We start from the raw sequence: 22178 nt of genomic DNA, 5'->3' as shown, positions 1-22178 counted from the left end.
CTCCTCGCCGGCAGGACACCATCCGTCGCCGCGACTCCACCCGGCCACATCGGCCCGCACACCGCGCGACGAAGTCGTCAAACGTTCCTGACCAATCGTCAGTTACCTCTTCCGCCACAGCGATCAACGAGGCAGTGCCCAACACGTCACGGAGTGTCGTTGCCGTATGAGGACGTACCCGCGGGAACGAAGCGCACCTCGAAGAGGTGCGGCCACCGCTTGCCCGTAACGAGGAACGTGTCGCCCTCAGGCGCCTTGGCGATGCCGTTGAGTACGTCGGCGTGCAGCGCCTCCTCCTCCGTGAGCAGGCCAGCCGCGTCGATCTCGGCCGTGACGGCGCCTGTGCCCGGGTCGATCCGCAGGATCGTGTCCGTCTGCCAGACGTTCGCGTACACCTCGCCGTCGACGCACTCCAGCTCGTTGAGGTTCCGCACCGGTTCTCCGGCCCGGAGCACCTCGACGCTGCCGGTCTCCTCGAACGTCACCGGGTCGCGGAACGTCAGCGTGGACGAGCCGTCGCTCATTACCAGACGGTCAGCGGTCGCCTGGTGGCACAGCCCCCAGCCCTCCCCCGCGTACTCCACGGTGCGCACCTCCTCCAGCGTCTCCGGATCGCGTTCGAAGGCGATGCCGTCCTGCCAGGTGAGCTGCCACAGGGAGGTCCGGGTCAGCGCTATCCCCTCGCCGAAGAGGGGGTAGGGGAGATCGACGCGGGTGAGTTGGTCCCCGGTGGTCAGGTCGGTCGCCGACACGAACGACTGGCCTGCCAGCCCGGTGCCCTCGTAGAGCACGCCGTCGGAGATCTCCAGCCCCTGCGTGAAGGAGTCCACGTCGTGCGGCCGCGACCCGAGGACCTCCACGCGCAACTGATCCGGCGCCGGCGGCTGGCCGGCGAACGAGCGGTCCCCGGAACCGGCCAACAGCGCCGAGCACAACGCCACCACCACCGCGGCCGGCAGCACACGGGCGCGGCGGCCCGGTATGCCATGGCTCCGTCGTCGCATGACTCAGTACCCTCCACTGCGGAATCGTCGAGACGCGGCGGCCGTCGTTCACAACCTCCGCTGGCGGTTGGGCACTTCGGAACCCACCAGCGTGCGGGCCTCCGCCGACAGAGCATGCGGCGCCCGACCACGACCGTCAACCGGTGGGGTCACCGGAACTTTTCCGCCGCCTCGGGCGACGGGTCAGGGGCGCTCGGGCGTGTGGATGCCGAGCAGCGACATGCCGAGGCGCAGCGTCCGGGCCGTCAGCGCGCACAGGAAGAGGCGGTTCGCCACCGTGGCCGGGTCCTCGGCGGCCAGCACCGGGCAGTTCTCGTAGAACGCGGAGTACTGCGTGGCCAGGGTGTAGAGGTACCCGGCGAGCTTGTGCGGCTCGTACGTCTCGGCGACCGCGTCCAGCGTCTCGGCCAAGGAGTCCAGGTGCAGGCCCAGCGCCCGCTCCGCCGGGGCCAGCGGCAGCCCTGCTCTGGTCACCGGATGGATCGACGAGGTCGCCAAGGACCACACCGCAGCGCAGCGGCGGCTGAGCGCCGCTCGCGTGGCGGCGAGCGCTGACACCGTCTCGCGGGAGGACATCGCGCGGTTGATGCGCGGGACCGCCGACGCCGTGGCGGCACTTCGCCGGGTGTCGACCGCTGACAAGGCCGCGCTGTACGCGGCGCTCGACCCGCGGCTGGACTACGAACATCAGCGCCGCCACGGTGCGGGTGACAGCCACGCCCGGGGCGGCAGACGACAAATCCCCACGGGGGTCCCGTGGGGATTGGTTTGTGTCCGGAGGGGGACTTGAACCCCCACGCCCTTAGTCGGGCACTAGCACCTCAAGCTAGCGCGTCTGCCATTCCGCCACCCGGACAGGTGTGTGCGTGACGTGGTCAACGATACCAAGGCGGGGGCGGTGGTTTCACCGTAGTGCGTGGGCTCCGCAGGAGTGGCGGATGACCAGGGAGGGCCACAGTTGCACGCGGTGTACGGGGCGTTCCGCGGAGTCGGCGGCGCGGGTGAGGGCCAGTTCGGCGGCGAGGGCGCCGAGGCGGTGTTTGTCGGGGCGGACGGCGGTCAGGGGTGGGTCGGAGGCGGCGGCCACCTCGTCGTCGTAGGAGACGACGGCGAGTTCGTCGGGGACGGCGAGGCCGTGGTCGCGGGCGCGTTCGACGATGCCGACCGCCTCGCGGTCGGAGTGGACGAGCAGGGCGGTGGCGCCGCGGTCGCGGCAGTGGCGGAGCACCTCGTCGTAGGCGTCGGACCAGTCGGGGGTGCCGTAGGTGGGCACGTCGTGGTCGAGGCCGTCGTGGCGGGGCAGGGCGAGGGAGGCGACGGTCTCGCGCCAGCCGGCGCGGAGGGCGCGGCTGGTGGGGCTGGAGCGGCTGGTCACCAGGGCGATGCGGTGGTGGCCGAGGGTGACCAGGTGGCGGACGGCGAGGCCGGCGCCGAGGGCGTGCGCGGTGGTGGCGGCGTCCAGGGCGAGGGTGGGGAGTTCGGGGGGCGGGAGCCGTTCCACGAGGGTGACGGGGATGGGGAGGGCGCCGAGCCAGCGCAGCAGGTCGATGCCGGCGGTGTCGGTGGTGGTGGGGGCGACGAGGAGCGAGTGGACGCCGCGTTCCAGGAGCCGGGAGACCTGGCGGCGGTCCTCGGCGGGGTCGTAGCTGGAGGCGCGCAGCAGCAGCCGGCCGCCGGCGGCGGCGACGGTGGCCTGGGCGCCCTGGATGACGTGCGGCCAGTAGTACTCGACGGAGGGCACCACCATGCCGACCCGGGTGTGCGGGGCGGTGACCGGGCCCTGCTCGCCGGGTAGGCCGCGGTAGGGCAGGGTGATGCCGCCGTGCACGCGCAGCACCAGGCCGCGGTCGGCGAGGGCGGTGACGTCGCGGCGGACGGTCACGGCGGACACGCCGAGCCGTTCGACGAGGGTGGCCAGCCGGACGGTGCCGTGTCGGCGCACCTCGGCGAGTATCAGTTCCTGGCGGCGGGCGGCGAGCATCAGTCACGCTCCGCACGGGATCGCATCCGCATCGCAACCTTCGCAATTGATCGATTTTGATCGAATCTCTTCGTAATGATTGACTCCGAACTATCGCACAGGTTGGAGTGGCGGTCAGCCCACACGACGGAGAGGAGTGGGGGGATGGCGCATCGTCTCGCGCGACCAGGGCCCTCGCGGCGCGCGTTCCAGGGGGCGGCCGCGACGGGAGCGGCCATCCTGCCGCTGGTCATGCTCACCGACCCCGAGTTGTTCCCGGCCTACGCCCCGCTGGTTCTCGCCTTCCTCGTGCCGCAACGGGAATGGCGCTCAGGTCTGGCCACGGACGGCGTGCGGTGACGGCGGCCCCGACGGGCGGCGTGGCCGGAGGGTCGCGCCGCCCCGAGACGCTGCTGGTGATGGGCCGGGACACGCTGCGCACCCAGTTCGGCCCGGCGGAGCTGGCCCGGCTGCGGGCCGCCGCCGCGCTGGGCGAGCCGCTCGCCGTCGAGGAGTTGGGCTCCCCCACGGCCCGGCGCCGGCTGGCCGAGGCGGAGGTGCTGGTCACCTCCTGGGGCTGCCCGATGCTGGACGCGGAGGTGCTGCGCGGCGCGCCCCGGCTGCGCGCCGTGCTGCACGCGGCCGGCACGGTGCGGATGCACGTCAGCGACGCCGTCTTCGCGCGCGACGTGCTGGTGACCACGGCGGCGGACGCCAACGCCGAGCCGGTCGCGCAGTACACGCTGGCCGCGGTGCTGTGGGCGTTCAAGAAGGTGCCGTTCCTGGCGGCCGACGCCCGCAGGTACCGGGAGGACTGGAGCTACCGGGAGCGCCGCGGCGAGCTGACCGGGCGGGACCGCACGGTGGTGCTGGTCGGCTTCTCCCGGGTGGGCCGCCGGGTCGCGGAGCTGCTGGTGCGGCTCGATCTGGCGCGGGTGCTGGTGGTCGACCCGGTCGCCGACCCCGCGGCGATCGTGGCGGCGGGCGCCGAACCGGTGACGCTGGCGGAGGCGTTGCCGCGCGCGGACGTGCTGAGCCTGCACGCGCCGGCGCTGCCGGAGACGCGGCATCTGGTCGGCGCAGCGGAGTTGGCGGCGCTGCCCCCGCACGCGGTGCTGATCAACACGGCGCGCGGCGCCTTGGTGGACACGGCGGCGCTGGAGGCCGCCTGCCGCGACGGCGGGCTGCACGCGGTGCTCGACGTCACCGAACCCGAGCCGCTGCCCGCCTCGTCGCCGCTGTACGAGCTGCCGAACGTGGTGCTCACCCCGCATATCGCGGGATCGCTCGGCTCGGAGACCCGGCGGATGGCCGCCGCGGCGCTGACCGAACTGGAGCGGTACGCGGGCGGCTTGCCGCCGGTGCATCCGGTCACCCGGCAGGGACTGGCGGTGCAGGCATGAGCGGTGCCGGCATGAACAGGGCGGGCAGGAGCGGGACGGGCAGGAGCGGGACGGGCCGGGTGCACGGGCGGCCCACGAGCGAGCCGGGCGGCCCCGAGGACCGGGTGCTGTCCCCGTACACGGGCTGGACCCGCCGGCACTGGGTGGCGCTGGCCGACCGGATGCTGGCCGCGCTCGACCGCCACCGCTCCCCCGCCGGCGCCCGCGTGCACCTGCCGGGTCCGGCGAGCCGTTCGGGGCGGGACAGCGACGGCCTGGAGGGCTTCGCCCGCTCGTTCCTGCTCGCCGGGTTCCGGGTGGCGGGCGAGGGCGGGGCGGACCCGGGCGGGCTGCTGGAACGGTACGCGGACGGGCTGGCGGCCGGCACCGACCCGTTCTCCCCCGAACGCTGGCCGCGGCCCGACGAACTGGGCCAGGCCAAGGTGGAGGCCGCGTCGATCGCGCTGGTGCTCCAGCTGACCCGCCCGTGGCTGTGGGACCGGCTGCCCGAGGGCGTGCGGGAGCGGACCGTGGCCTGGCTGGGCACCGTGGTCGGCCAGCCCTACCCGCCGATCAACTGGGTGTGGTTCCGGGTGGTCGTCGAGTCGTTCCTGCGGGAGGTCGGCGGCCCGTGGTCGGCCGAGGACGTGGCCGCCGACCTCGCCGTACACGCCTCGCTGCGCCGGCCCGACGGCTGGCTGTCGGACGGCGCCGGGGAACGGGCCTACGACCACTACGTGGGCTGGGCGCTGCACCTCTACCCGCTGCTGTGGACCCGGATGTTCGACGTGACCGGCTCGCTGTGCCCGCCGGAACTGCGCGACGCCTGGGCCGCCGACCTGACCCGCTACCTCGACGACGCGGTGCGGCTGGTCGGCGCCGACGGCGCGCCGCTGCTGCAGGGGCGCAGCCTGGTCTACCGGTTCGCGGCCGCCGCGCCGCTGTGGGTCGCGGCCTACACCGGGACCGGCGACCTGCCGCCCGGACTGCTGCGCCGGGCGGCCAGCGGCATGCTGCGGCACTTCGCGGAACGCGGGGCGCCGGACGCGGACGGACTGCTCACGCTCGGCTGGTACGGCGCGTGGCCGGCGATGCGGCAGGCGTACTCGGGCCCCGGCTCGCCGTACTGGGCGGCCAAGGGCATGTTGGGCCTGGCGCTGCCCGCCGACCATCCGGTGTGGACCGCCACGGAGCGGCCGCTGCCGGTGGAGGAGGGCGACGTGGCGCGGGTGGTCGCGGCGCCCGGCTGGCTGGTGTCAGCGCGGCGCCGGGACGGCATCGCGCTGGTGGTCAACCACGGCACGGACCACGCCGCGCCGGGCGACGAGGCGACGGACGCGCCGCTGTACGCCAGGCTCGGTTACTCGACCGCGACGCTGCCGCCGCTCACCCCTTCGCCGGATCCCCTGGACAACGCGGTGGCGCTGATCGACGGGCGCGGCCGGGCCACGCACCGCGCCGGCTTCACCACGCTCTACGCGCGGGAGTTGCCTGGCGGCGTGCTGGCGGCGGCGTCGCGGGGGCCGGTGCGGTGGGTCGACGCCGACGCGGACGCGTCGCCCGATCACGGCTCCGGGCGCGTCGGCGCGGTGACGCCGGGTCCGGTGCTGACCGTGGCGTCGGTGGTGCGCGACGGGGTGGAGGTCCGGCTGGCCCGGGTGGACGGCCCGAACCCGGCGGGGTGGCGGGCGGTCCGCTTCGGCGGCTGGCCGGTGGCGTCGGACGCGCCGCCGGAGCACGGCCCCGGCGCGGTGGCCACCACGACGACGCTGCGTTCCACGCTGCGCGGCCTGCGCGGGCTGTCCGGCGGAGGCGTGGCGGTGCAACGCGACACGAGCCCGCTCGGGCGGTGGACGGCGATCCCGTGGCTCGGCACGGAGGGCTTGCCGCCGGTGGGCGTGGTGCTCGCCGCGGTCGTGTCGCTGGACCGGGTGCCGGACCCGCCGGGAACGACCCCGCTGCCGCGGATCACAGTCGCGGCCGACGAGACGACGGTCACCGTGCACTGGCCCGAAGGTCCGGACACCGAGGTCTCGTTGGGCCCACCCCCCGCTCCGGCTGCGTGACGCCCCGGCACCGGGCAGAGCGCCGGACCGGGCGGAGTGGCGGCGACGTGCCGGCGGGCGCCGCTCAGTCGCTGTGGCGGAAGTGCCGCGAGCAGCATCGGCAGTGCGCGGCGCAGCTCGCGGTGTCCGCGCGCAGCAGGGACCGCACCAGCGCCTCGTCGATCTCGGTCTCGGCGCTGGTACGGGCGCCGGTGTCGGGCCTCTCGGCTCCTTCGCCGGGTCGTCAGACGAGGTCCGGCGCGGCGGCGCCGTCCACGCCGTCGGTGCGGAGGAGCTCGAGCAGGCTGCCGGCGACGGTGCTGACCACGCGGTCGTGTTCGGGGGTCAGGTAGAAGTGGTCGCCGGGGAAGACGTGCAGGCTGAACGCGCCGCGCGTCATCTCGGCCCACGCCCGGGCCTCGTCCGGGGTGACCTTGGGGTCGGCGTCGCCGACGAGGGCCACCAGCGGGCAGCGCAGCCGGTCGGCGGGCGCCGGCACGGGCGTGGGTTCCTCCATGTAGGTCTCGATGGCCCGGTAGTCGGCCCGGACGGCCGGCAGCAGCAGGCTCACCAGGTCGGGCTCGTCGAACGCCTCGGCGCCGGGGCCGCCGAGCCCGCGCACCTCCGCGATGACGCCGGCGTCGTCCCGCAGGTGCACCGACTCGGAGCGGTTGACGGTGGGCGCGCCGTGCCCGGAGGCGAAGAACGCGGTGGCGACGAGGCCCTTGCGGCGCTCGAAGCGGCGCACCACCTCGTAGGCGACGGCGGAGCCCATGCTGTGGCCGAGGAACGCCAGCGGCAGGTCGGCCCAGGGCACCAGCGCCTCGTACGCGCCGTCGGCGAGTTCGCCGATGCTCCGCAACGGCGGCTCGACGTAACGGTCCTGACGGCCCGGGTACTGGATCGCCAGCGCCTCGATGTCGGGCGGCAGGTCCCCGGACAGCCGGTGGAAGAAGCTGGCGGAGCCGCCCGCGTGGGGCAGGCAGACGAGCCGGACGGCGGCGCCCGGGCGGGGGTGGAAGCGGCGGATCCAGGGGCTGCTGGCGGCGGTCTCGGCGTGCCGGGTCGTCACGGGGCGGGCTCCTCCCGTCGGTGTGGCGGACACGGTCGAGAGGATACGTGGCCGGGACCGCCCGCCGGTATCGCCGCTTGGACGGCCGGGCGGACGAGCCGACCGCCGTCGGCTCGTCCGGTCGCGGCCCGGCGCGACTCCCCCGGGCCCCAGGGTCCGCGGGCCGGGGAGGCGCCCGTGCGCCGGAACGAGGGAGCGAACCGGCGCACGGGGGGTTGGTCAGGAGCCGACGCGGATGATCGTCTTGACGTCGGCGCCCGTGAGGGGTTCGGTCCAGGCGCGGTGCGCCTCCTCCAGCGGCAGCGTCCGGCTGACGAGTTCGTCGGCGCGGAACCGGCCGGCCGCCAGGCCCTCGATGACGACGGGCCAGGTGAAGCGGTAGCGCATCACGCCCCGGATGTCGACCTCCCGCTCGATGACCGACGGCATCGGGACGCCGGCGTCCTGGGCGCCCACCCCGACGAAGACGGCCCGGCCGCCGGGCCGCACGTGGCCGCAGCCGTCGTGCCGCACCGCCTGGACGCCGGTGCACTCCATCAGGACGTCGAACTCGCCGGTGACCTCGTCCAGCGAGGCCGCGGTCTCGGCGCCGAATCCGGCGGCCGTCTCGCGGCGCGACGGCTGCGGTTCGACGAGCACGACCCGGCCCGCGCCCCTGGCCCGGGCGACCTGGAGGGCGAAGAGGCCGATCGGTCCGCCGCCGGTGACGAGCACGCTGTCGCCGATGGTGATCTCGCCCCGTTCGGAGGCCCACAGGGACACGGAGATCGGCTCCACCATCGCGGCGGCGGCGTCGCTGATGGCGTCGGGGACGGGGAAGGCGTTGCGCGCCGGGACGGCGACGTACTCCTGGAGGGCGCCCTCCGCCCCCGGCACGCCGTGGAACCGCTGCGTGGGGCACACGTTGTAGGCGCCCCGGGCGCAGCTGCGGCAGGCGCCGCACGGCACCAGCGGTTCGACGGAGACCCGCTCGCCGATCCTGGCGGGATCCACGCCCGCGCCCACGGCGGCGATCCGTCCGCCGAACTCGTGTCCCATGACGAACGGTTCGGTCATCACGTCGCTGCTGGCCCGGCCCTCGGAGAAGAAGTGCCGGTCCGAGCCGCACACGCCGACGGAGCCGACGGCGAGCAGCACCTCGCCGGGTCCCGGTGCGGGGACGGGGCGTTCCGTCAGGCGCAGGTCCTCCCTGCCGTGCAGCAGGAGCGCCTTCATGGTGCGGGGCGGGGGCGGGGTGTCGCGCATGGTGGTGGTACCCGATGTCTTTCTCTCGTCAGGGGCGGGCGGTGGGGTGGGCGGTGGGGTGGGGTGCGGGGTGCGGGGCGGCCTTCCCGAAGGTGCCGTCGCGGAGGCTGGCCTCGATCTCCTCCAGCGTGCGTCCCTTGGTCTCCACCATGCGGCGCAGCGCGAAGACCCAGGCGAGCACGTTGAGCAGGGCGAGGGTGGCGAAGACCAGGCCGATGCCGAGCTTGTCGGCGGCGAAGTACAGCAGCAGGGTCACCAGGAAGTTGGTGATCCACAGCACCAGCGCGGTGAGGCTGGTCCCCTTGCCGCGGACCTTCAGCGGGAAGATCTCGGCGAAGTACAGCCAGGCGACGACGGAGAGGCTGCCGCCGTTGAAGGCGAAGTACGCCAGCAGGCCGGTGATGACGACGGCCTGTTCCGCCCCGCCGAGGGACGCCTCGGTGCCGCTGGACCAGGGCAGCAGCACCGCCATCACGGTGAGCGCGACGACCGCGCCGGGCAGTCCGAGGATCACCAGCCGGCGCCGGCCCCACCGCTCCACGAGCCAGATGCCGAGGACGGTGAAGGTCGCCAGCACCACGCCCACCCCGACCGAGCCGAGGGTGGCGGCGGAGGAGCCGAAACCGGCGAGCTCCAGCAGCGAGGGCGCGTAGTAGATGATCGCGCTGATGCCGGTGATCTGGGAGAACAGCGCCACGCCCACGCCGGCGACGACGGCGGGCCGGACCGCGGGCTGGAGCAGGTCCCGCCAGCTTCCGCTCTCGGCGCGCACGTTCTCCCGGATGTCGGCGATCTCGGCGTCGATCTCCGCGTCTCCCGACCGCACCCGGCGCAGCACCGCCCTGGCCTCCTCCTCGCGGCCGCGGGTGAGGAGCCAGCGCGGGCTTTCCGGCAGCAGCAGCATCGCGAGGAAGAACAGCGCGGCGGGCGCGGCGGCCAGGCCGAGCATCCAGCGCCAGGCGTGGTCGGGGCCGAGGAGGTGTCCGACGAGGTACGCCAGCAGCGTGCCGATCGTGATCATGACCTGGAAGAGCGATGTCTGGGCGCCGCGCACGGCGGGCGGGGCGAGTTCGGCGATGTAGACGGGGACGATCTGCGAGGAGCCGCCGACGGCGAGCCCCAGCAGGAAACGCATCACCAGCAGCGTCGTCAGGTCGGGGGCGAGCCCGCAGCCGATGGCGAAGAGCACGAAGAGCACGGCGACGAGCAGGGTCGTCCAGCGCCGGCCGAGCCGGTCGCAGATCGGCCCGGTCGCCAGCGCCCCGAAGATGGCGCCGAGCAGCGTGATGGCGGTGACGGCCGACTGGGTGAAGGTGTCGTCGGCGATGCCCATGGGGCCCTTGAGGTGGAGCAGGGCGCTGGCGATGATCCCGGTGTCGTAGCCGTAGAGCAGGCCGCCGACGCTGGCGCTGAGGGCGATCAGCAGGGTGAAGCCCCGGGAGCCGGTCGGGGTGGCGTTCTGTCGCGCGGCGGAGGCGGTGGCGACGGGGGCGGTCACGGCTGCACCCGCACGTACTCGGCGCCGACCAGATCGGCGAGGGCCTCGATGTCGGCGGCGCGGTGGCCGACGCCCATGGCCCAGTGGTGGGTGGATCCTGAGCGGGCCCAGGCGTCGGCCCAGTCGGCGGGGTCGCAGCCGAAGTCCACGCGGGAGGTGGTGTTGCCGATCCGCAGCAGCGGGCCCGGCACCACCTCGCCCTCGGAGGCGATGAAACGCAGCCGGCCGTCGTGCAGTTCGCCGAGGGAGAACTGGGTGACCGGGCCACGGGCGATGTCCACCTCCACGGAGACGCCGCCGCCGGACTTGCCGTGGTAGACGTCCAGGCTGCGGAGCAACGGCGGGCGGGCGGTGATGGCCATGTCGGCGGCGTCGTTGTGGCCGATCTCGCAGACGCCGTCGTCGAAGTTGAGCGCCTGGCCCTCGGTGAGGGTGCCGCCGGCGCCGAACTGGTCCAGCACGTACATGGCGGCGGCGGCCCGCACCTCGTACTCGGTGACGGTGGGGATGCCGCGCGAGGAGAGCAGGGTGGCGCCGACCGCGAACCCGGCGGCGAGCCGCTGCAGCAGGGTGTCGTCCTCGCCGAAGTAGAAGTAGGCCAGGGTGGCGAGGCCGTAGTCGTCGACCAGCCGGTCGAGGGCGGCGGCGACGCGGGCCTGGAAGCGGACGTTCTCCCGGTCGGCGCCCGGGTGGATCTCGAAGACCTGCTCGACGGTGGCCAGCAGCCGGTCGGTGTCGGCGTCGGTGACCCGGTCGAAGCGCGCCTTGAGGTCGTCGAACTCCAGGATCTCGACGTGCCCGCCGACGGTGCCGGTCAGCGCGGTGATGTTGGTGGCGATGTCGAACATGCCGGGGTAGAGGTGGCCCATCATCCCGTGCCGCGCGGTGCGCAGGGCGCGGAGCACGCCGGCCGCGCGCACCCAGCGGTCGATCCTCGCCCAGGCGCGGTCGTCGGCGAGGTGGCCCGAGACGCTGCGGACGGGCAGGTTCAGCCGCTCCAGGGCGACGCCGATCTCGGGCAGGCCCGCGAAGCCGGCGTAGCCGAGCCAGTCGCCGGTGTCGAAGGTGGCGTGGTCCATGGCGGGTGCCGGCTGCAGGTTGACCAGCAGGATGGGTGCGCCGCCGTACCTGAAGACGGGCAGCACCTGCGCCGAGGTCATGTACGTGGCGACGAAGACCACGATGAGGTCGCAGTCGGCGCGGCGCAGCCGCTCGGCCGCGGCGGCGCCCTCGACGGGGTCGGAGACGAAGCCGGCGTCCTCGACGTGGGCTCCGGTGGCCGCTATGTGGTCGCGAATGTGGTCGGCGGACTTGCGCAGCGTCGGCAGCAGGTCGGGGAACTGCGGCCAGTAGTTGCCCAGGCCGCCGGAGACCAGGCCGATGCGGGCGGGCGTCAGCGGCACCCGGCTCAGCGGTGGCGGTGGGACGACGGGGGTGGTGGACATCGGGTGGTGCTCCTGTCGCGGGGGGAGTAGTCGGGGAACGGGGGCGTCCGGAATCACGGAGGGAGGGCTGGGGCCGGCTCAGAGTTCGTTGGCGCCGGTGACCAGGCGGAAGTCGAGCCCGAGCAGGTGGGCGGTGGCCTTCAGGTCCCTGGCCCGGTGGCCGGTGCACAGCGTCCAGTGGTGGCCGATCCCGGTGGCGGACCAGGCGTCGGTCCACTCCCCCGGGTCGACGCCGAAGTCCACCCGGGACGTGGTGTTGCCGATCTCCAGCAGCGGTCCCGGCACCACCTCGCCCTCGGAGGCGACGAGGACGTAGCCGCCGTCCGCCTCCTGGCCCAGGCCGAAGGTGGTGACGGGGCCGTGGGTGACGTCGAACTCGACGCTGACGCCCCAGCCGCGCTTGCCGTGGTAGACGCCGAGGCCGCGCAGCAGCGGGTCGCGGGAGCTGATGGCCAGGTGGGCGGGCCCGTCGTGGCCCATCTCCACCACGCCGTCGCGGAAGTTCAGGGCCTGGAACTCGGTGAACGAGCCGCCCGCGCCCAGGGTGTCGGCGATCAGCATGGCGAGGCTGGTGCGCAGCTCGTACTCGCCGGCGACGGGTATGCCGCGGGCGGTCAGCAGCGAGGCGCCCAGGATCATGCCGGCGCCGAGCCGCTCGTGGATCTCGCCCTCCAGGCCGCGGTGGTAGTAGGCGAGGCTGTCGAGGGCGAAGTCGTCGACGAGCCGGTCGAGGCCGACCGAGACCCGGGCGGCCCAGTCGAGGTCCGCGTCGTTGACGGAGGCGTCGAGCGCGAAGACCTTCCTGGCCTGGGCGACGCGCTCGGCGGCCTCCTCCTCGGTGACGGCGTTCACCCGCACCCGCAGGTCGTCGAACTCCAGCACCTCCAGATGCCCGCCGAGCTGCGCGGAGACCAGCGTCATGTCGGTGGAGACGTCGAGCATGCCGGGGTAGAGGTGGCCCATCAGGCCGTGCCGGCCGTGTCGCAGGGCGGCGCGGACGGCGGCGGCGTCGATCCAGCGGCGGATCCGGCGCCAGGCGTTCTCGTCGCGGAGGTGTCCGGAGACCGAGCGGAACGGGATGCCGCTGCGCCGGAAGACGTTGGCGACCTCGGGCAGCGGGCACTGGCCGCAGTAGGCCAGCCACCTGCCGGTGTCGAAGCTGGCGTGGTCCATGGCCTCGGTCGGCTGGAGGTCGATGACCAGCACCGGGGCGCCGCTGCGCTGGGCGACGGGCAGCACCATCGAGGAGGTCAGGTAGGTGGTCAGGAAGGTGACGATGATGTCGCAGTCAGCCACCCTGAGTCTCTCGGCCGCCACCGCGGCCTCCTGCGGGTCGGAGACGAAGCCGGCGTCGGCGACGTCGCAGCCCATCTCCTCGAAACGCGCGGTGACGAAGGCGGCGGACTCCTTCAGCTGCTCCAGCAGCCTGGGGAACTGTGGCCAGTAGGCCCCGAGGCCGCCGGAGACCAGGCCGACACGGGTGCGGCGGCGGGTGATGCGCTCCAGCGGCGCGGCGCCGGTGGCGGCGGCCGGGGAAACGGACAGGTCGGCCATGCGGACTTTCCCTCCCAGGGATGTTCGATTGCTGGGAGATTAAACACGGAAGTAACAGCCTGACAAGAGCCCGAATCGAGAGAATCGGCACGTTGGTCGAGGATATTACCCTTCTATGAGCGATTTGTCGGAATCGAGATCTGATCCTTTGGTGTTCGAAGTGACTGTGATCCGCGCGTGCGTGGTGGTAGAAACGGCACATGGCTGAGGACATAGGCGCGGACAGCGAGGCCCGCCGCACCGCGATCGTCACCGCCCTCCAGGAGGGCCTCCAGCGCGTGGACGACCTCGCGAGGCGCTGCGGGGTGAGCGCGATGACCATCCGCCGCGACCTGGTGCATCTGGAGGAGCAGAACCGGGTGCGCCGGGTGCGCGGCGGCGCCGTTCCGGTGGACGCGTGGACGTTCGACCATCGGATCGGGCGGTCGACGGCGGCCAAGGACGCCATCGCCTCCAAGCTGACCACCCTCGTTCCGGACACCGGCGGCATCGGCCTGGACGGCTCCACCACCGCCTTCCACCTCGCCACGCTGCTCCGCGACCGCACCCCCCGCGACCTGACGGTGGTGACCACGGGCTTCGAGTCCTTCCACCGCCTGTCGCGCGCCCCCGGCTACCGCGTCTACGCCACCGGCGGCACCGCCGACGCCCACACCGGCAGCCTGGTCGGGCCGGTCGCCGAGCAGACGCTCCGGCAGTTCGCCCTGCACACCTGCTTCCTGTCGGCGACCTACCTCGAGGAGAAGCTGGGCTCGACGGAGTTCACGGCGGACGAGGCCGCCGTCAAACGCACCATGGCCTCGGTCGCCCGGCGCACCGTCCTGGCGGTGGACTCCGGCAAGCTCGGCAAGCACGCCGTCGCCAAGTGCTTCGCGCTGGAGGAGGTGGACCTCCTCGTCACCGAGTTGGACCCCGCCCACCCCGACCTCGCCCCCTACCGCGACCGGGTCGAGCTCCTGTAGCCGCCGCGGCGCCACGCACCGGGCGGCACGGGAGCGGCGGGCGTCACGATCCGGACAACCCGCCGGTCCTGGCCGCCTCCGGGTGCCAGCATCGGCGGCGATGGCTCCGTTATCCCCGCCTCTGTCCGCTCCTCTGTCCGCTCCTCCGTTCGCCGCTTCGGCCCTCGCCGCGTTCGAGCCGGACGTCTGCGAGGGCGGCGCGAACGACTGGAGCCCGATCGCGTCCTCGGGCGCCATGAGCGCCTTCTCCGGCATCGTCGCGGGTTTCGTCTTCGCGGGCCTCGTCACGGTGATCGGCGTGAAGAACCCGCCGGCCGGGGACGGCCACGCGTCGCGGGGCCTGCGGCTGCTGCTGCCCTGCTTCTTCGGGCTGGCGGTGGTGTCGTACCTGTACGCCGTCACCGCCGGCGAACTGGTCTGCGCGCGGGCTCACACCGAGGCGCTCCTCGCGGGCGCGGCCCTCGGGGCGGACGCGATCGTGGTGGTCGTCGCGCTGGCGTGGCTGCTGCTGGCCTACCAGCGGGACCGGCACCGGGAGGTGCGCTTCTTCCGTGAGCTGGTCCATTTCGCGGCGCAGTTCTCCGCGTTCATGCTGACCGGCTCCTCGGTCGCCTTCGCCGACCTCGTGCTGGGGCCGCGGGCCTCGCCCTGGTTCGAGGCGGCGGCCTGGGCCAGCGGCGGCGCGCTGATGGTGGCGATCCTCCTCGGCTGGCGCGGGCCGCCGCCGAGCCCGCCGCCGCCGTGGGCCCCGGACCACTGGCGCTACGAGATCCACTACGACCGCCGGGTGTCGGTCTGCGCCTGGACCGTGCTGTCCCTGAGCGGCCTGTTGGCCCTGGGCAGCGGGATCGCCTCCAGCGTCCCGTACGACGCGTGGGGCCGCCCCGCGCCGTGGGTGGTCTACGCGCTGGCCGAGGCGGCGCTGCTGGCCGCCGGCACCATCCTGGTCACCGCGGTCCGGGCCGTGCCGAGGCCCCGGGGCGGCCCCGGTCCGGGCTAGGCCCGGCCGCTGAGTTCGGGGAGGCGGGCGCGGACCGCCTGGTGGATCAGCTGGGCCGTGTCGCGGTAGTCCTGGACCGGGCGACCCGCCGGATCGGGCAGGTCGAGGTGCGGGTCGAGGCAGTGGGTGCGGGACGCGCCGGCCGGCCAGAGCCGGATGATGTCGCGGCGCTGCGCCTGGGTCATGCAGTAGACGGCGTCCGCGCGGCGGCACAGCCGCGGGGTGAGGGCGCGGGAGGCGTGCCGGTCGGGCACCGCCACGCCCAACTCGCGCAGCACGATGGCGGCCTCGGCGGACAGCGGGGCGCCGGGGGAACGCACCGAGAGGCCGGCGCTGGCCACCCGGACCCGGCCGCCGGCGGGCGGCCCGCCCGACGAGCCGGCGGACAGCTCGTGGGCGGCGATGGCGGCGGCCATCGGCGACCGGCTGGTGTTCCCGCCACACACGAACAGCAGCAGCCGCGGCACCCGCCGCCGGTCGGCCCGTCCGGCGGCCAGCGCCGGCCAGCTCAGCACGACGACCGCGGCGACGACGAAGCCGAACGCGACGAGCTGGGCGTCGCCCGGCGGCGCCAGGCCCGTCACGGCGGTGAGCGCGTAGGCCGAGACCACCCCGGCGAACAGGCTGGAGCAGCGGTTGGCGGGCACCGACCACGTGTACTCGTGGGGGTCCAGGTAGATCCAGGTGCCGAAGACGAACAGCGCCTCGTAGAGCACGCCGACGAGGAACGCCGGGACGGCGGCCGGGGTGAGCAGGAAGCTGGTGAACCCCTCGCGCAGCTCCTGGCCCCACGCGCCGATCCCGACCGCCGCCGGCACCGCGCAGAGCAGCAGCAGGACCACGGGCGCCGTGACGTGCTCGTCCACGAAATAGCGCCGGTCGGTCTCCGGGTCCCCGGTCTTGGCGACCCGGCTCATGATCGTGAACCGGCCGACGTAGCCGGCGAGGTAGACGCCGACGCTGAGCGCGGCGCCGAGGCCCAGCGCGTAGCCGTCCACGTCGCCGAGCGCCACCACGACGGCGGTCAGGCTCAGCAGCAGCGCCGCCCACGAGTGGGCGTGCACCCGCCGCCGGCGCAGCAGGTCCACCACCGGCGAGAGGACCAGCACGCCGCCACGCATCAGCAGCATCATCAGCAGGATCGAGGCGCCGACGAAGGTGTAGTTCAGCGTGGTGGTGCCGATGATCAGCGCCATCCAGAAGCCGGCCCACAGCATCGTCGCGCCGGGCAGGATCACCCGCCGGCCACGGACCGTGCGGCGGCCGGCGTAGCGCCACCAGCCGATGGCCGACAGGAGGAGCGGCATCACGGCCAGCTGGCCGAGCGCCGCCGCCGGCAGCAGCACCAGGCCGCCCACGGGCTCGTCGACGCCCGGCACCTCGCCGCTGGACAGGGCCTTCACCAGGCCGCTGTACGGCACGTACCAGGCGAAGTACCCGACGGCCAGGGCCAGGATGCCGAGCCCGGCGGAGCGCGTTCGGAGCGTGGCTGCTCCCCTCCCCTGTGCTTCCACGTGCTTCCTCCGCTCCGGTCCGCCCCTGCGGGCCCCCGGACGAGAGTGACGTTCCCCGACACTCACCGGAAGTAGTGAATTAGGCGCACTCGGCGCATAAGGACGACCTGCCCTGTTTCCCGCGCACGCCCGCGTATACGGTCGGCGCATGCTGACAAGCGGAGACCCGGCGCGGAACTGGGCAGGGAACGTCACCTTCGGCGCCGAACGGGTGCACCACCCCACGTCCGTGGACGAACTGCGTCGCATCGTCGCGTCCGCGCGCCGGGTCAGGGCGCTCGGCAGCGGGCACTCGTTCAACCTCCTCGCCGACACCACGGGCGACCTGGTGCGGGTGGACGGCCTGCCGCGCCGGGTGGAGATCGACGCCGAGGGCGCGCGGGTGACGGTCGCGGGCGGTATGCGGTACGCGGAGGTGGCGGCGGCGCTGCACACCCGCGGCTTCGCCCTGGCGAACATGGCCTCGCTGCCGCATATCTCGGTCGCCGGTTCGGTCGCCACCGGCACCCACGGCTCGGGCGACGCGTGCCGGAGCCTGGCCGCCGCCGTGTCGGGCCTGGAACTCGTCGGCCCGGAGGGCGATCTGGTGCGGATGGGCCGCCGGACCACGCCCGACGCCTTTCCCGGCGCGGTGGTGAGCCTGGGCGGGCTCGGCGTCGTGGTCGCGGTGACGCTGGACATCGAGCCGGCCTTCGAGGTGGCGCAGTGGGTCTACCGCGAGGTGCCGCTGGACGCGCTGGCCGAGCGGTTCCCGGAGATCGCCGGCGCCGCCTACAGCGTCAGCGCGTTCACCGGCTGGCATGACGGGCTGGCCACCGTGGTGCTGAAGCGGCGCACCGACCGCGACGGCACGGACCATCCGGGCGAGCGCTGGCAGGGCGGCGAGCTGGCGCGCGAGCCGTGGCATCCCATCCCCGGCATGCCACCCGAGTACTGCACGGAGCAGGGCGGCGTGCCGGGTCCCTGGCACGAGCGGCTGCCGCATTTCCGTCCCGAGTTCACCCCCAGCCACGGCGAGGAGCTGCAGTCCGAGCTCTTCCTGCCGCGCGCGGCGGTCGCGGACGGCTGCGCCGCGCTGCGCGAGCTCGGCGCGCTGCTGGCGCCGGTGCTGCAGGTCTCCGAGGTGCGCACCGTCGCGGCCGACGAGATGTGGCTGAGCCCGGCGTACGGGCGGGACACGGTGGCGTTCCACTTCACCTGGGTGAAGAACGCGGAGGCGGTGCTGCCGGTGCTGGCCGCCGTCGAGGAGCGGCTGCTGCCACTGGGCGCCCGCCCGCACTGGGGCAAGCTGACCACGACGGAACCCGCGACGGTCGCGGGGCGCTACGAGCGGCTCGACGACTTCCGGCGGCTGCTCGCCGAGCACGACCCGGACGGCAGGTTCCGCAACGCCTACCTGGACGCGCTGCTCACCGGCGGGACCGACAGGACCCACCGGTGAGCGCCGGCGCCGCGGCGCGTGCTGACTCGCCTGCGTCGCGCGCCGCGGGCGCCGGGTGCGTCGCGGTCGTCGCGGTCAGGCGGTGGCGCAGGCGGCGCCGCTGAGCGTGAACGCGGTGGGCGCCGAGTTGGCGTTGCCCTTGTTCGCGGTGAAGCCGACGGAGACGGAGCCGCCGGCGCCGATGGTGGCGGTGTACGAGGCCGGGGTGACGGTCACCGCGCCGCCGCTCTGCTGGGGCGTGCCGCCCCACATGTTGGTGATGGTCTGGCCGTCGGCGAAGGAGAAGGCGAGCTCCCAGTCGGTGATGGCCGAGGTGCCGGTGTTGCGGATGGTGATCTCGCCCTGGAAGCCGCCGCCCCACTCGCCGATCACGTCGTAGGCCACCGAGCAGGCGCCGGGCGCGGCGCCCTCGTCGGTGGTGACGCTGACCGCGGCCGAGCGGACGGATCGGTTGCCGGCCGCGTCCCTGGCGTAGACGGCGAAGCTGTAGGTCGTGTCGGCGGTCAGTCCGGTGACGGTGGCGGAGTTGGTGGTGGCGGAGGCCACGGTGGTCTCCGAACCGCCGCTGATCCGGACCACGTCGTAGCGGGTCACGCCCACGTTGTCGGTGGACGCCGCCCAGCTCAGCGCCACGGAGTTGGCGGTGACGGAGGAGGCGGTCGGGGTGCCGGGGGTGCTGGGCGCCTGGTCGTCGCCGCCCGGGTTGCCGCCGCCGAAGATGGTGGCCTCCTCGGACGTCTGGGCGATCCCGTTGGCGCCGTTGAAGAACCGCTGGCCCCAGGAGGTGAGGGCGGCGGCGTTGAAGTTGGTGACCATGTCGAGGTACTCGACGCCGCCGCCGTTGCCGCTCCAGGACCAGCCGAGATAGCCGAGTCCGAGCTGCGTGGTGAGCGACATGATGGCGTCCTCGTTCGGGTCGCCGTCCGAGTGGTTGTGGCCGAACTCCCCGACCAGGATGGGCAGTCCGGCGTTGACGAAGGCGTTGAGGTAGTCCCGCACCTCGGCCTCTGTGTCGTACACGCCGTACATGTGGATCGAGAAGATGGTGTTGCCGTCCGGGTCGGCGTCGTACACGGACTGGGCGTTGGCGCGCATGGTGCCCGACCAGTCCTGGCCCCAGTTCGGCGCGTCCACCATGATCGTGTGGTCGAAGCCGGCGTTGCGCAGCTTCTGGATCGCGGCCCGGGTGTCGGCGGTCCAGCCGGCGTAGTTGTTGTTGCCGTACGGCTCGTTGCCGATGTTGAGGATGACGTAGTCCTCCTGGCCGGCCAGCGCGCTCTGGATGTCGATCCAGTAGTTGGCCGCGACGTCCAGCGACACGGCCGCGCTCTGCTCGCCGTAGCCGGTGGTGTCGTGCACCTCCAGCACGCAGATCAGCCGGTTCGCCTTGCACTGGGCGATCACGTTGGACACGTCGGCGGCGTCGTTGCGGGTCCACTGGTTCCCGCTGGAGAGGACCACCCGGACGGTATTGGCGCCCAGCGCCTTGATGTCGGCCAGCGACTGCGAGGTCCGGTCCGTGTACCAGGTGTGGGCGGCGTTCACGCCGCGGATCACGAAATCGTTGCCGGTGCTCTCGACGAGCCGGCCGTCGTCGATGTGCAGCCCGGTGGCCAACGGGGCGGGCGACTCGGCCCGCGCGGCCTGGCCGAGCCCGAGCAGCGAGGTCAGCGCCGCCAGGGCGGTCAGCAGCGCGACGAGGCGGGGGGTCGTGCGGGACGTGCGGGCGGCGTCGGATCTCTCGCGGATTCTGGATCTGGCTCTCATGACGACTCCGATCACGGTCGGTCGAGGTAGAACGTTGTAGTTCTGGGAGCGCTCCCATGAACCCACCGGTTCGACGCGCCGTCAAGAGTCCGGAACAGGAGGCCGACGGATGCCCCCGGACGGCCGGCTCGCCCCGGGGCGGAGAGGGCCCGGGGGCGAGCGGCGTGCCGGGGGTGGGTGCTGGCCGGGCCGGCGGTCAGTACGCGGCGAGCAGCCGGTCGTACTCCTCCTGGGTGACCGGGAGGACGGTGCCGTGACGAGGGCTGTCGGGCAGGTCGTAGCCGCTGGAGACGGTCCACCGGCCCGAGTCCAGGTCGGTCGTCTCGAACGGCACGTAGCCGCGCCCGCCGAACTCGTCGATGAAGAGGTACCACTTGTCCTCGGTGTTCGACCTGAACACCGCCGGGCCCTCGCCCTGGCTGATCGTTCCGGAGCCGATGCACTCGGCGACGAAGTCGTAGGACGTGTCGAGGATGGAACCCGACGTCTCCTGGGTGATGAACTTCCCGCAGGGCGAGCCGGAGCCGTTGGAGCGCTCGTCCTTGGTGAAGCGGTGGTACGCGTCGCCGTCCTGGATGAGCGTCGAGTCGATCACCGAGTAGCCGGGGTCGTGCCACACCCGGGGCTCGCTGAAGGTGCGGAAGTCCTCGGTGGTGGCGTACATCATGCGGTTGTAGGTGCTTCCGGTGTGGTCCGGGTCGTCCTCGTCGTAGATCTTGGAGGCCCAGAAGACGACGTAGGCGCCGAGCTCGGCGTCGTAGTACGCCTCGGGAGCCCAGGTGTTGCCCGCGGTCTCCGGCGCCACCTCGACCAGCCGCTGGTCCGACCAGTTCACCAGGTCGGTGGACTCCCACACGGCGATGGATCGGCTGCCGTGGCGCTGCGCGCCGTCCCAGTCGCCGTTCCCGTAGATCCGCAGGTCGGTGGCGATGAGGTAGAAACGGTCGCCCTCCGGGGCGCGGATGATGAACGGGTCGCGCACGCCGCGCTCCCCCAGCGTGGAGGACAGCACCGGATCGCCGCCGTTGAGCTCCTGCCAGTGCAGCGGGTCGTTGCCCTGGCTGAGCGCCAGGTAGACCTGCTCGCCGTCGGAGGTGCCCTCGCCGGTGAAGTAGGTGAAGAGATAGCCCGCGTACTCCGCCTGGGTCGCGGCGGCCGGTTCGGCGGCGGCATTCGCGGCTTTTGCGGGATTCGCGCTGTTCGCCGGCTCGTCGCCGGCCCGGGCGCTCGGCGTCACCGCGGCGCACAGCAGCAGCGCGGCGAGCGTCAACATCAGTCGTCGGCCGTGCATCGGGCTCTCCTGTCGGTGGGGGCGACGTCGGTGCCGAGGTCGGCGGCACGAGGGCGTGCGGGGATGCGCTTGTGAGTGTTGGGGCACGGCACGAGGCCGTCAAGCGCCCGGTCCTGTGCGACCCCTATCGAAAACTTTCGGTTATGTGCCCTGCGGCCCGCGGAGCCCGTCGGGTCAGTCCCGCACACCGTAGAAGTGGATCGGCGAGTTCGGCCGGAATCCGATGCGTGCGTACACGGGAGCCCCGGCGGCGGTCGCGTGCAGGGTGGCGCGGGTCAGGCCGGTGGCCCGGGCGCCCTCGTACAGCGCCTTGCGCGTGACCGCCTCGCCGTAGCCCCTGCGCTGCCACTCCGGGTCCGTGGCGACGAGCACGACGAAGAGGCGGCCGGCGGCCTCGACCGTGGCCGCGCACGCCACCGGGACGTCGCCGCGCAGGCCCAGGTAGGCGTGCACCTCGCGCTTCCAGAGCGTGGACCCCCCGAGCCCGTCGCGGCCGTCCTCCAGCGGGAAGCCGTAGGCGCGCGAGTTGAGGTCCGCATAGGCGAGCAGCTGCTCGGTGGTGGTCGCCCGGACGAACGTCAGGTCGGGGTGGACCGGTTCGGGGACGGGGAGCAGGTTCCCGGCCATTCCTGTGCCGGAGAAGGCGTGGTGCAGGCCCGCCCGCTCGGCCGCCGTCCGCAGCGTGGCGCGGGCCTCGTCGCCGAGCAGGTCCTCGAAGAGCCACAGGAAGCCCGGGTGCCGCTTCGAGCGCAGGATCTCCGCGGCCTGGCCGAGGCGTTGGGCGAGGAGCGTCGCGTCCACGCCCACCTCAGTGAGGGTGACGGCGTTCCAGAAGACGAACCGGCAGTCGGCCGAGCGCACGGCGATGCCCGGCAGGTCCCGCACGTCCGCGCGTGCCTCGCGGTCGAGCACCAGGGCACGCCAGCCCACGACCAGTTGCTCCACCGATTCGACGGATTCCGCGATGTCGGTCATCGTCCCCCCACTCGTCCACTGGC

General features: G+C 73.5%; 16 protein-coding genes, 1 tRNA gene and 2 pseudogenes. 6 read left to right on the top strand and 13 right to left on the bottom strand.

Annotation, left to right across the window (positions count from 1 at the left end):
* Positions 1-146: 146 nt before the first annotated feature.
* The 4 genes and pseudogenes from ABGB06_RS28435 to ABGB06_RS28420 form a co-directional block, all read right to left on the bottom strand.
* Positions 147-1004, bottom strand: a complete 858-nt coding sequence (locus ABGB06_RS28435) for a glutaminyl-peptide cyclotransferase (RefSeq protein ID WP_347594511.1) — start codon at positions 1002-1004, stop codon at positions 147-149.
* 183 nt (positions 1005-1187) lie between these two features.
* Positions 1188-1463, bottom strand: a pseudogene (locus ABGB06_RS28430) (DALR anticodon-binding domain-containing protein); the annotation flags it as partial.
* A 312-nt stretch (positions 1464-1775) separates the two neighbouring features.
* Positions 1776-1860 (bottom strand) — tRNA-Leu (locus ABGB06_RS28425).
* Positions 1861-1908: 48 nt separating this feature from the next.
* A complete protein-coding gene (locus ABGB06_RS28420; protein ID WP_347594509.1) occupies positions 1909-2985 on the bottom strand; it encodes a substrate-binding domain-containing protein in 1077 nt (358 codons plus the stop codon).
* 144 nt (positions 2986-3129) lie between these two features.
* On the opposite strand from ABGB06_RS28420, the gene ABGB06_RS28415 reads away from it, so the two are divergent.
* The 3 genes from ABGB06_RS28415 to ABGB06_RS28405 are packed head-to-tail and all read left to right on the top strand — an operon-like array spanning position 3130 to position 6412.
* On the top strand, positions 3130-3324 hold the full coding sequence (locus ABGB06_RS28415; protein WP_347594508.1) for a hypothetical protein: 195 nt from the start codon (positions 3130-3132) through the stop codon (positions 3322-3324).
* Positions 3321-4367: a hydroxyacid dehydrogenase gene (locus ABGB06_RS28410; protein WP_347594506.1), complete on the top strand. Its 1047-nt coding sequence runs from the start codon at positions 3321-3323 to the stop codon at positions 4365-4367. The genes ABGB06_RS28415 and ABGB06_RS28410 overlap by 4 nt, the downstream gene beginning before the upstream one ends.
* Positions 4364-6412, top strand: coding sequence for a DUF2264 domain-containing protein (locus ABGB06_RS28405; protein WP_347594504.1), 2049 nt, complete (start codon positions 4364-4366; stop codon positions 6410-6412). The genes ABGB06_RS28410 and ABGB06_RS28405 overlap by 4 nt, the downstream gene beginning before the upstream one ends.
* A 223-nt stretch (positions 6413-6635) precedes the next feature.
* Here ABGB06_RS28405 and ABGB06_RS28400 read toward each other — a convergent pair whose 3' ends face one another.
* The 5 genes from ABGB06_RS28400 to ABGB06_RS28380 all read right to left on the bottom strand — a co-directional run bounded on the left by ABGB06_RS28400 (position 6636) and on the right by ABGB06_RS28380 (position 13205).
* Positions 6636-7463: an alpha/beta fold hydrolase gene (locus tag ABGB06_RS28400; protein WP_347594503.1), complete on the bottom strand. Its 828-nt coding sequence runs from the start codon at positions 7461-7463 to the stop codon at positions 6636-6638.
* 219 nt (positions 7464-7682) lie between these two features.
* The gene (locus tag ABGB06_RS28395) at positions 7683-8708 is read right to left on the bottom strand and encodes an alcohol dehydrogenase catalytic domain-containing protein (protein WP_347594501.1); all 1026 of its coding nucleotides are present in this window, start codon (positions 8706-8708) and stop codon (positions 7683-7685) included.
* A gap of 28 nt (positions 8709-8736) precedes the next feature.
* On the bottom strand, positions 8737-10206 hold the full coding sequence (locus ABGB06_RS28390; RefSeq protein ID WP_347594499.1) for a sugar porter family MFS transporter: 1470 nt from the start codon (positions 10204-10206) through the stop codon (positions 8737-8739).
* Entirely contained in the window at positions 10203-11651 is a 1449-nt protein-coding gene (locus ABGB06_RS28385) for an L-fucose/L-arabinose isomerase family protein (protein WP_347594497.1), read from the bottom strand. The genes ABGB06_RS28390 and ABGB06_RS28385 overlap by 4 nt, the downstream gene beginning before the upstream one ends.
* A gap of 78 nt (positions 11652-11729) precedes the next feature.
* Positions 11730-13205 carry an L-fucose/L-arabinose isomerase family protein gene (locus ABGB06_RS28380; RefSeq protein WP_347594496.1) on the bottom strand — a complete coding sequence of 492 codons (1476 nt, stop codon included), beginning with the start codon at positions 13203-13205 and terminating at the stop codon, positions 11730-11732.
* 200 nt (positions 13206-13405) lie between these two features.
* Here ABGB06_RS28380 and ABGB06_RS28375 point away from each other — a divergent pair, with 200 nt between their 5' ends.
* Positions 13406-14167: a DeoR/GlpR family DNA-binding transcription regulator gene (locus ABGB06_RS28375; RefSeq protein WP_347594495.1), complete on the top strand. Its 762-nt coding sequence runs from the start codon at positions 13406-13408 to the stop codon at positions 14165-14167.
* A 100-nt stretch (positions 14168-14267) separates the two neighbouring features.
* Positions 14268-15167, top strand: coding sequence for a hypothetical protein (locus tag ABGB06_RS28370; protein WP_347594493.1), 900 nt, complete (start codon positions 14268-14270; stop codon positions 15165-15167).
* Here ABGB06_RS28370 and ABGB06_RS28365 read toward each other — a convergent pair.
* Positions 15164-16681: a hypothetical protein gene (locus ABGB06_RS28365; RefSeq protein WP_347594491.1), complete on the bottom strand. Its 1518-nt coding sequence runs from the start codon at positions 16679-16681 to the stop codon at positions 15164-15166. The two genes, ABGB06_RS28370 and ABGB06_RS28365, sit on opposite strands and share 4 nt — an antisense overlap.
* A 148-nt stretch (positions 16682-16829) precedes the next feature.
* Here ABGB06_RS28365 and ABGB06_RS28360 point away from each other — a divergent pair, with 148 nt between their 5' ends.
* On the top strand, positions 16830-18122 hold the full coding sequence (locus ABGB06_RS28360) for an FAD-binding protein (RefSeq protein WP_347594489.1): 1293 nt from the start codon (positions 16830-16832) through the stop codon (positions 18120-18122).
* 75 nt (positions 18123-18197) lie between these two features.
* Here the strand turns inward: ABGB06_RS28360 and ABGB06_RS28355 are convergent, their stop codons facing one another.
* The 3 genes and pseudogenes from ABGB06_RS28355 to ABGB06_RS28345 form a co-directional block, all read right to left on the bottom strand.
* Positions 18198-19889: a cellulase family glycosylhydrolase gene (locus tag ABGB06_RS28355; RefSeq protein WP_347594487.1), complete on the bottom strand. Its 1692-nt coding sequence runs from the start codon at positions 19887-19889 to the stop codon at positions 18198-18200.
* A gap of 199 nt (positions 19890-20088) precedes the next feature.
* Positions 20089-21180 (bottom strand): annotated as a pseudogene (locus tag ABGB06_RS28350) (glycoside hydrolase family 43 protein); the annotation flags it as partial.
* A gap of 174 nt (positions 21181-21354) precedes the next feature.
* Complete coding sequence (locus ABGB06_RS28345; protein WP_347594485.1) at positions 21355-22155, bottom strand: GNAT family N-acetyltransferase; 801 nt, start codon at positions 22153-22155, stop codon at positions 21355-21357.
* Positions 22156-22178 lie beyond the last annotated feature (23 nt).

It is taken from the genome of Streptomyces sp. B6B3, assembly GCF_039871525.1.
Taxonomy (GTDB): Bacteria; Actinomycetota; Actinomycetes; order Streptomycetales; family Streptomycetaceae; genus Streptomyces.
Note: the sequence above shows the minus strand (reverse complement) of the source record. Positions and strands in the feature narration are given on the sequence as shown.

What these genes read in the sequence shown, in the direction of transcription:
- ABGB06_RS28435 (WP_347594511.1), bottom strand. Translation starts at nt 1,004, where the DNA reads ATGCGACGACGGAGCCATGGCATACCGGGCCGCCGCGCCCGTGTGCTG.
- ABGB06_RS28420 (WP_347594509.1), bottom strand. Translation starts at nt 2,985, where the DNA reads ATGCTCGCCGCCCGCCGCCAGGAACTGATACTCGCCGAGGTGCGCCGA.
- ABGB06_RS28415 (WP_347594508.1), top strand. Translation starts at nt 3,130, where the DNA reads ATGGCGCATCGTCTCGCGCGACCAGGGCCCTCGCGGCGCGCGTTCCAG.
- ABGB06_RS28405 (WP_347594504.1), top strand. Translation starts at nt 4,364, where the DNA reads ATGAGCGGTGCCGGCATGAACAGGGCGGGCAGGAGCGGGACGGGCAGG.
- ABGB06_RS28395 (WP_347594501.1), bottom strand. Translation starts at nt 8,708, where the DNA reads ATGCGCGACACCCCGCCCCCGCCCCGCACCATGAAGGCGCTCCTGCTG.
- ABGB06_RS28385 (WP_347594497.1), bottom strand. Translation starts at nt 11,651, where the DNA reads ATGTCCACCACCCCCGTCGTCCCACCGCCACCGCTGAGCCGGGTGCCG.
- ABGB06_RS28380 (WP_347594496.1), bottom strand. Translation starts at nt 13,205, where the DNA reads ATGGCCGACCTGTCCGTTTCCCCGGCCGCCGCCACCGGCGCCGCGCCG.
- ABGB06_RS28375 (WP_347594495.1), top strand. Translation starts at nt 13,406, where the DNA reads ATGGCTGAGGACATAGGCGCGGACAGCGAGGCCCGCCGCACCGCGATC.
- ABGB06_RS28370 (WP_347594493.1), top strand. Translation starts at nt 14,268, where the DNA reads ATGGCTCCGTTATCCCCGCCTCTGTCCGCTCCTCTGTCCGCTCCTCCG.
- ABGB06_RS28360 (WP_347594489.1), top strand. Translation starts at nt 16,830, where the DNA reads ATGCTGACAAGCGGAGACCCGGCGCGGAACTGGGCAGGGAACGTCACC.
- ABGB06_RS28355 (WP_347594487.1), bottom strand. Translation starts at nt 19,889, where the DNA reads ATGAGAGCCAGATCCAGAATCCGCGAGAGATCCGACGCCGCCCGCACG.
- ABGB06_RS28345 (WP_347594485.1), bottom strand. Translation starts at nt 22,155, where the DNA reads ATGACCGACATCGCGGAATCCGTCGAATCGGTGGAGCAACTGGTCGTG.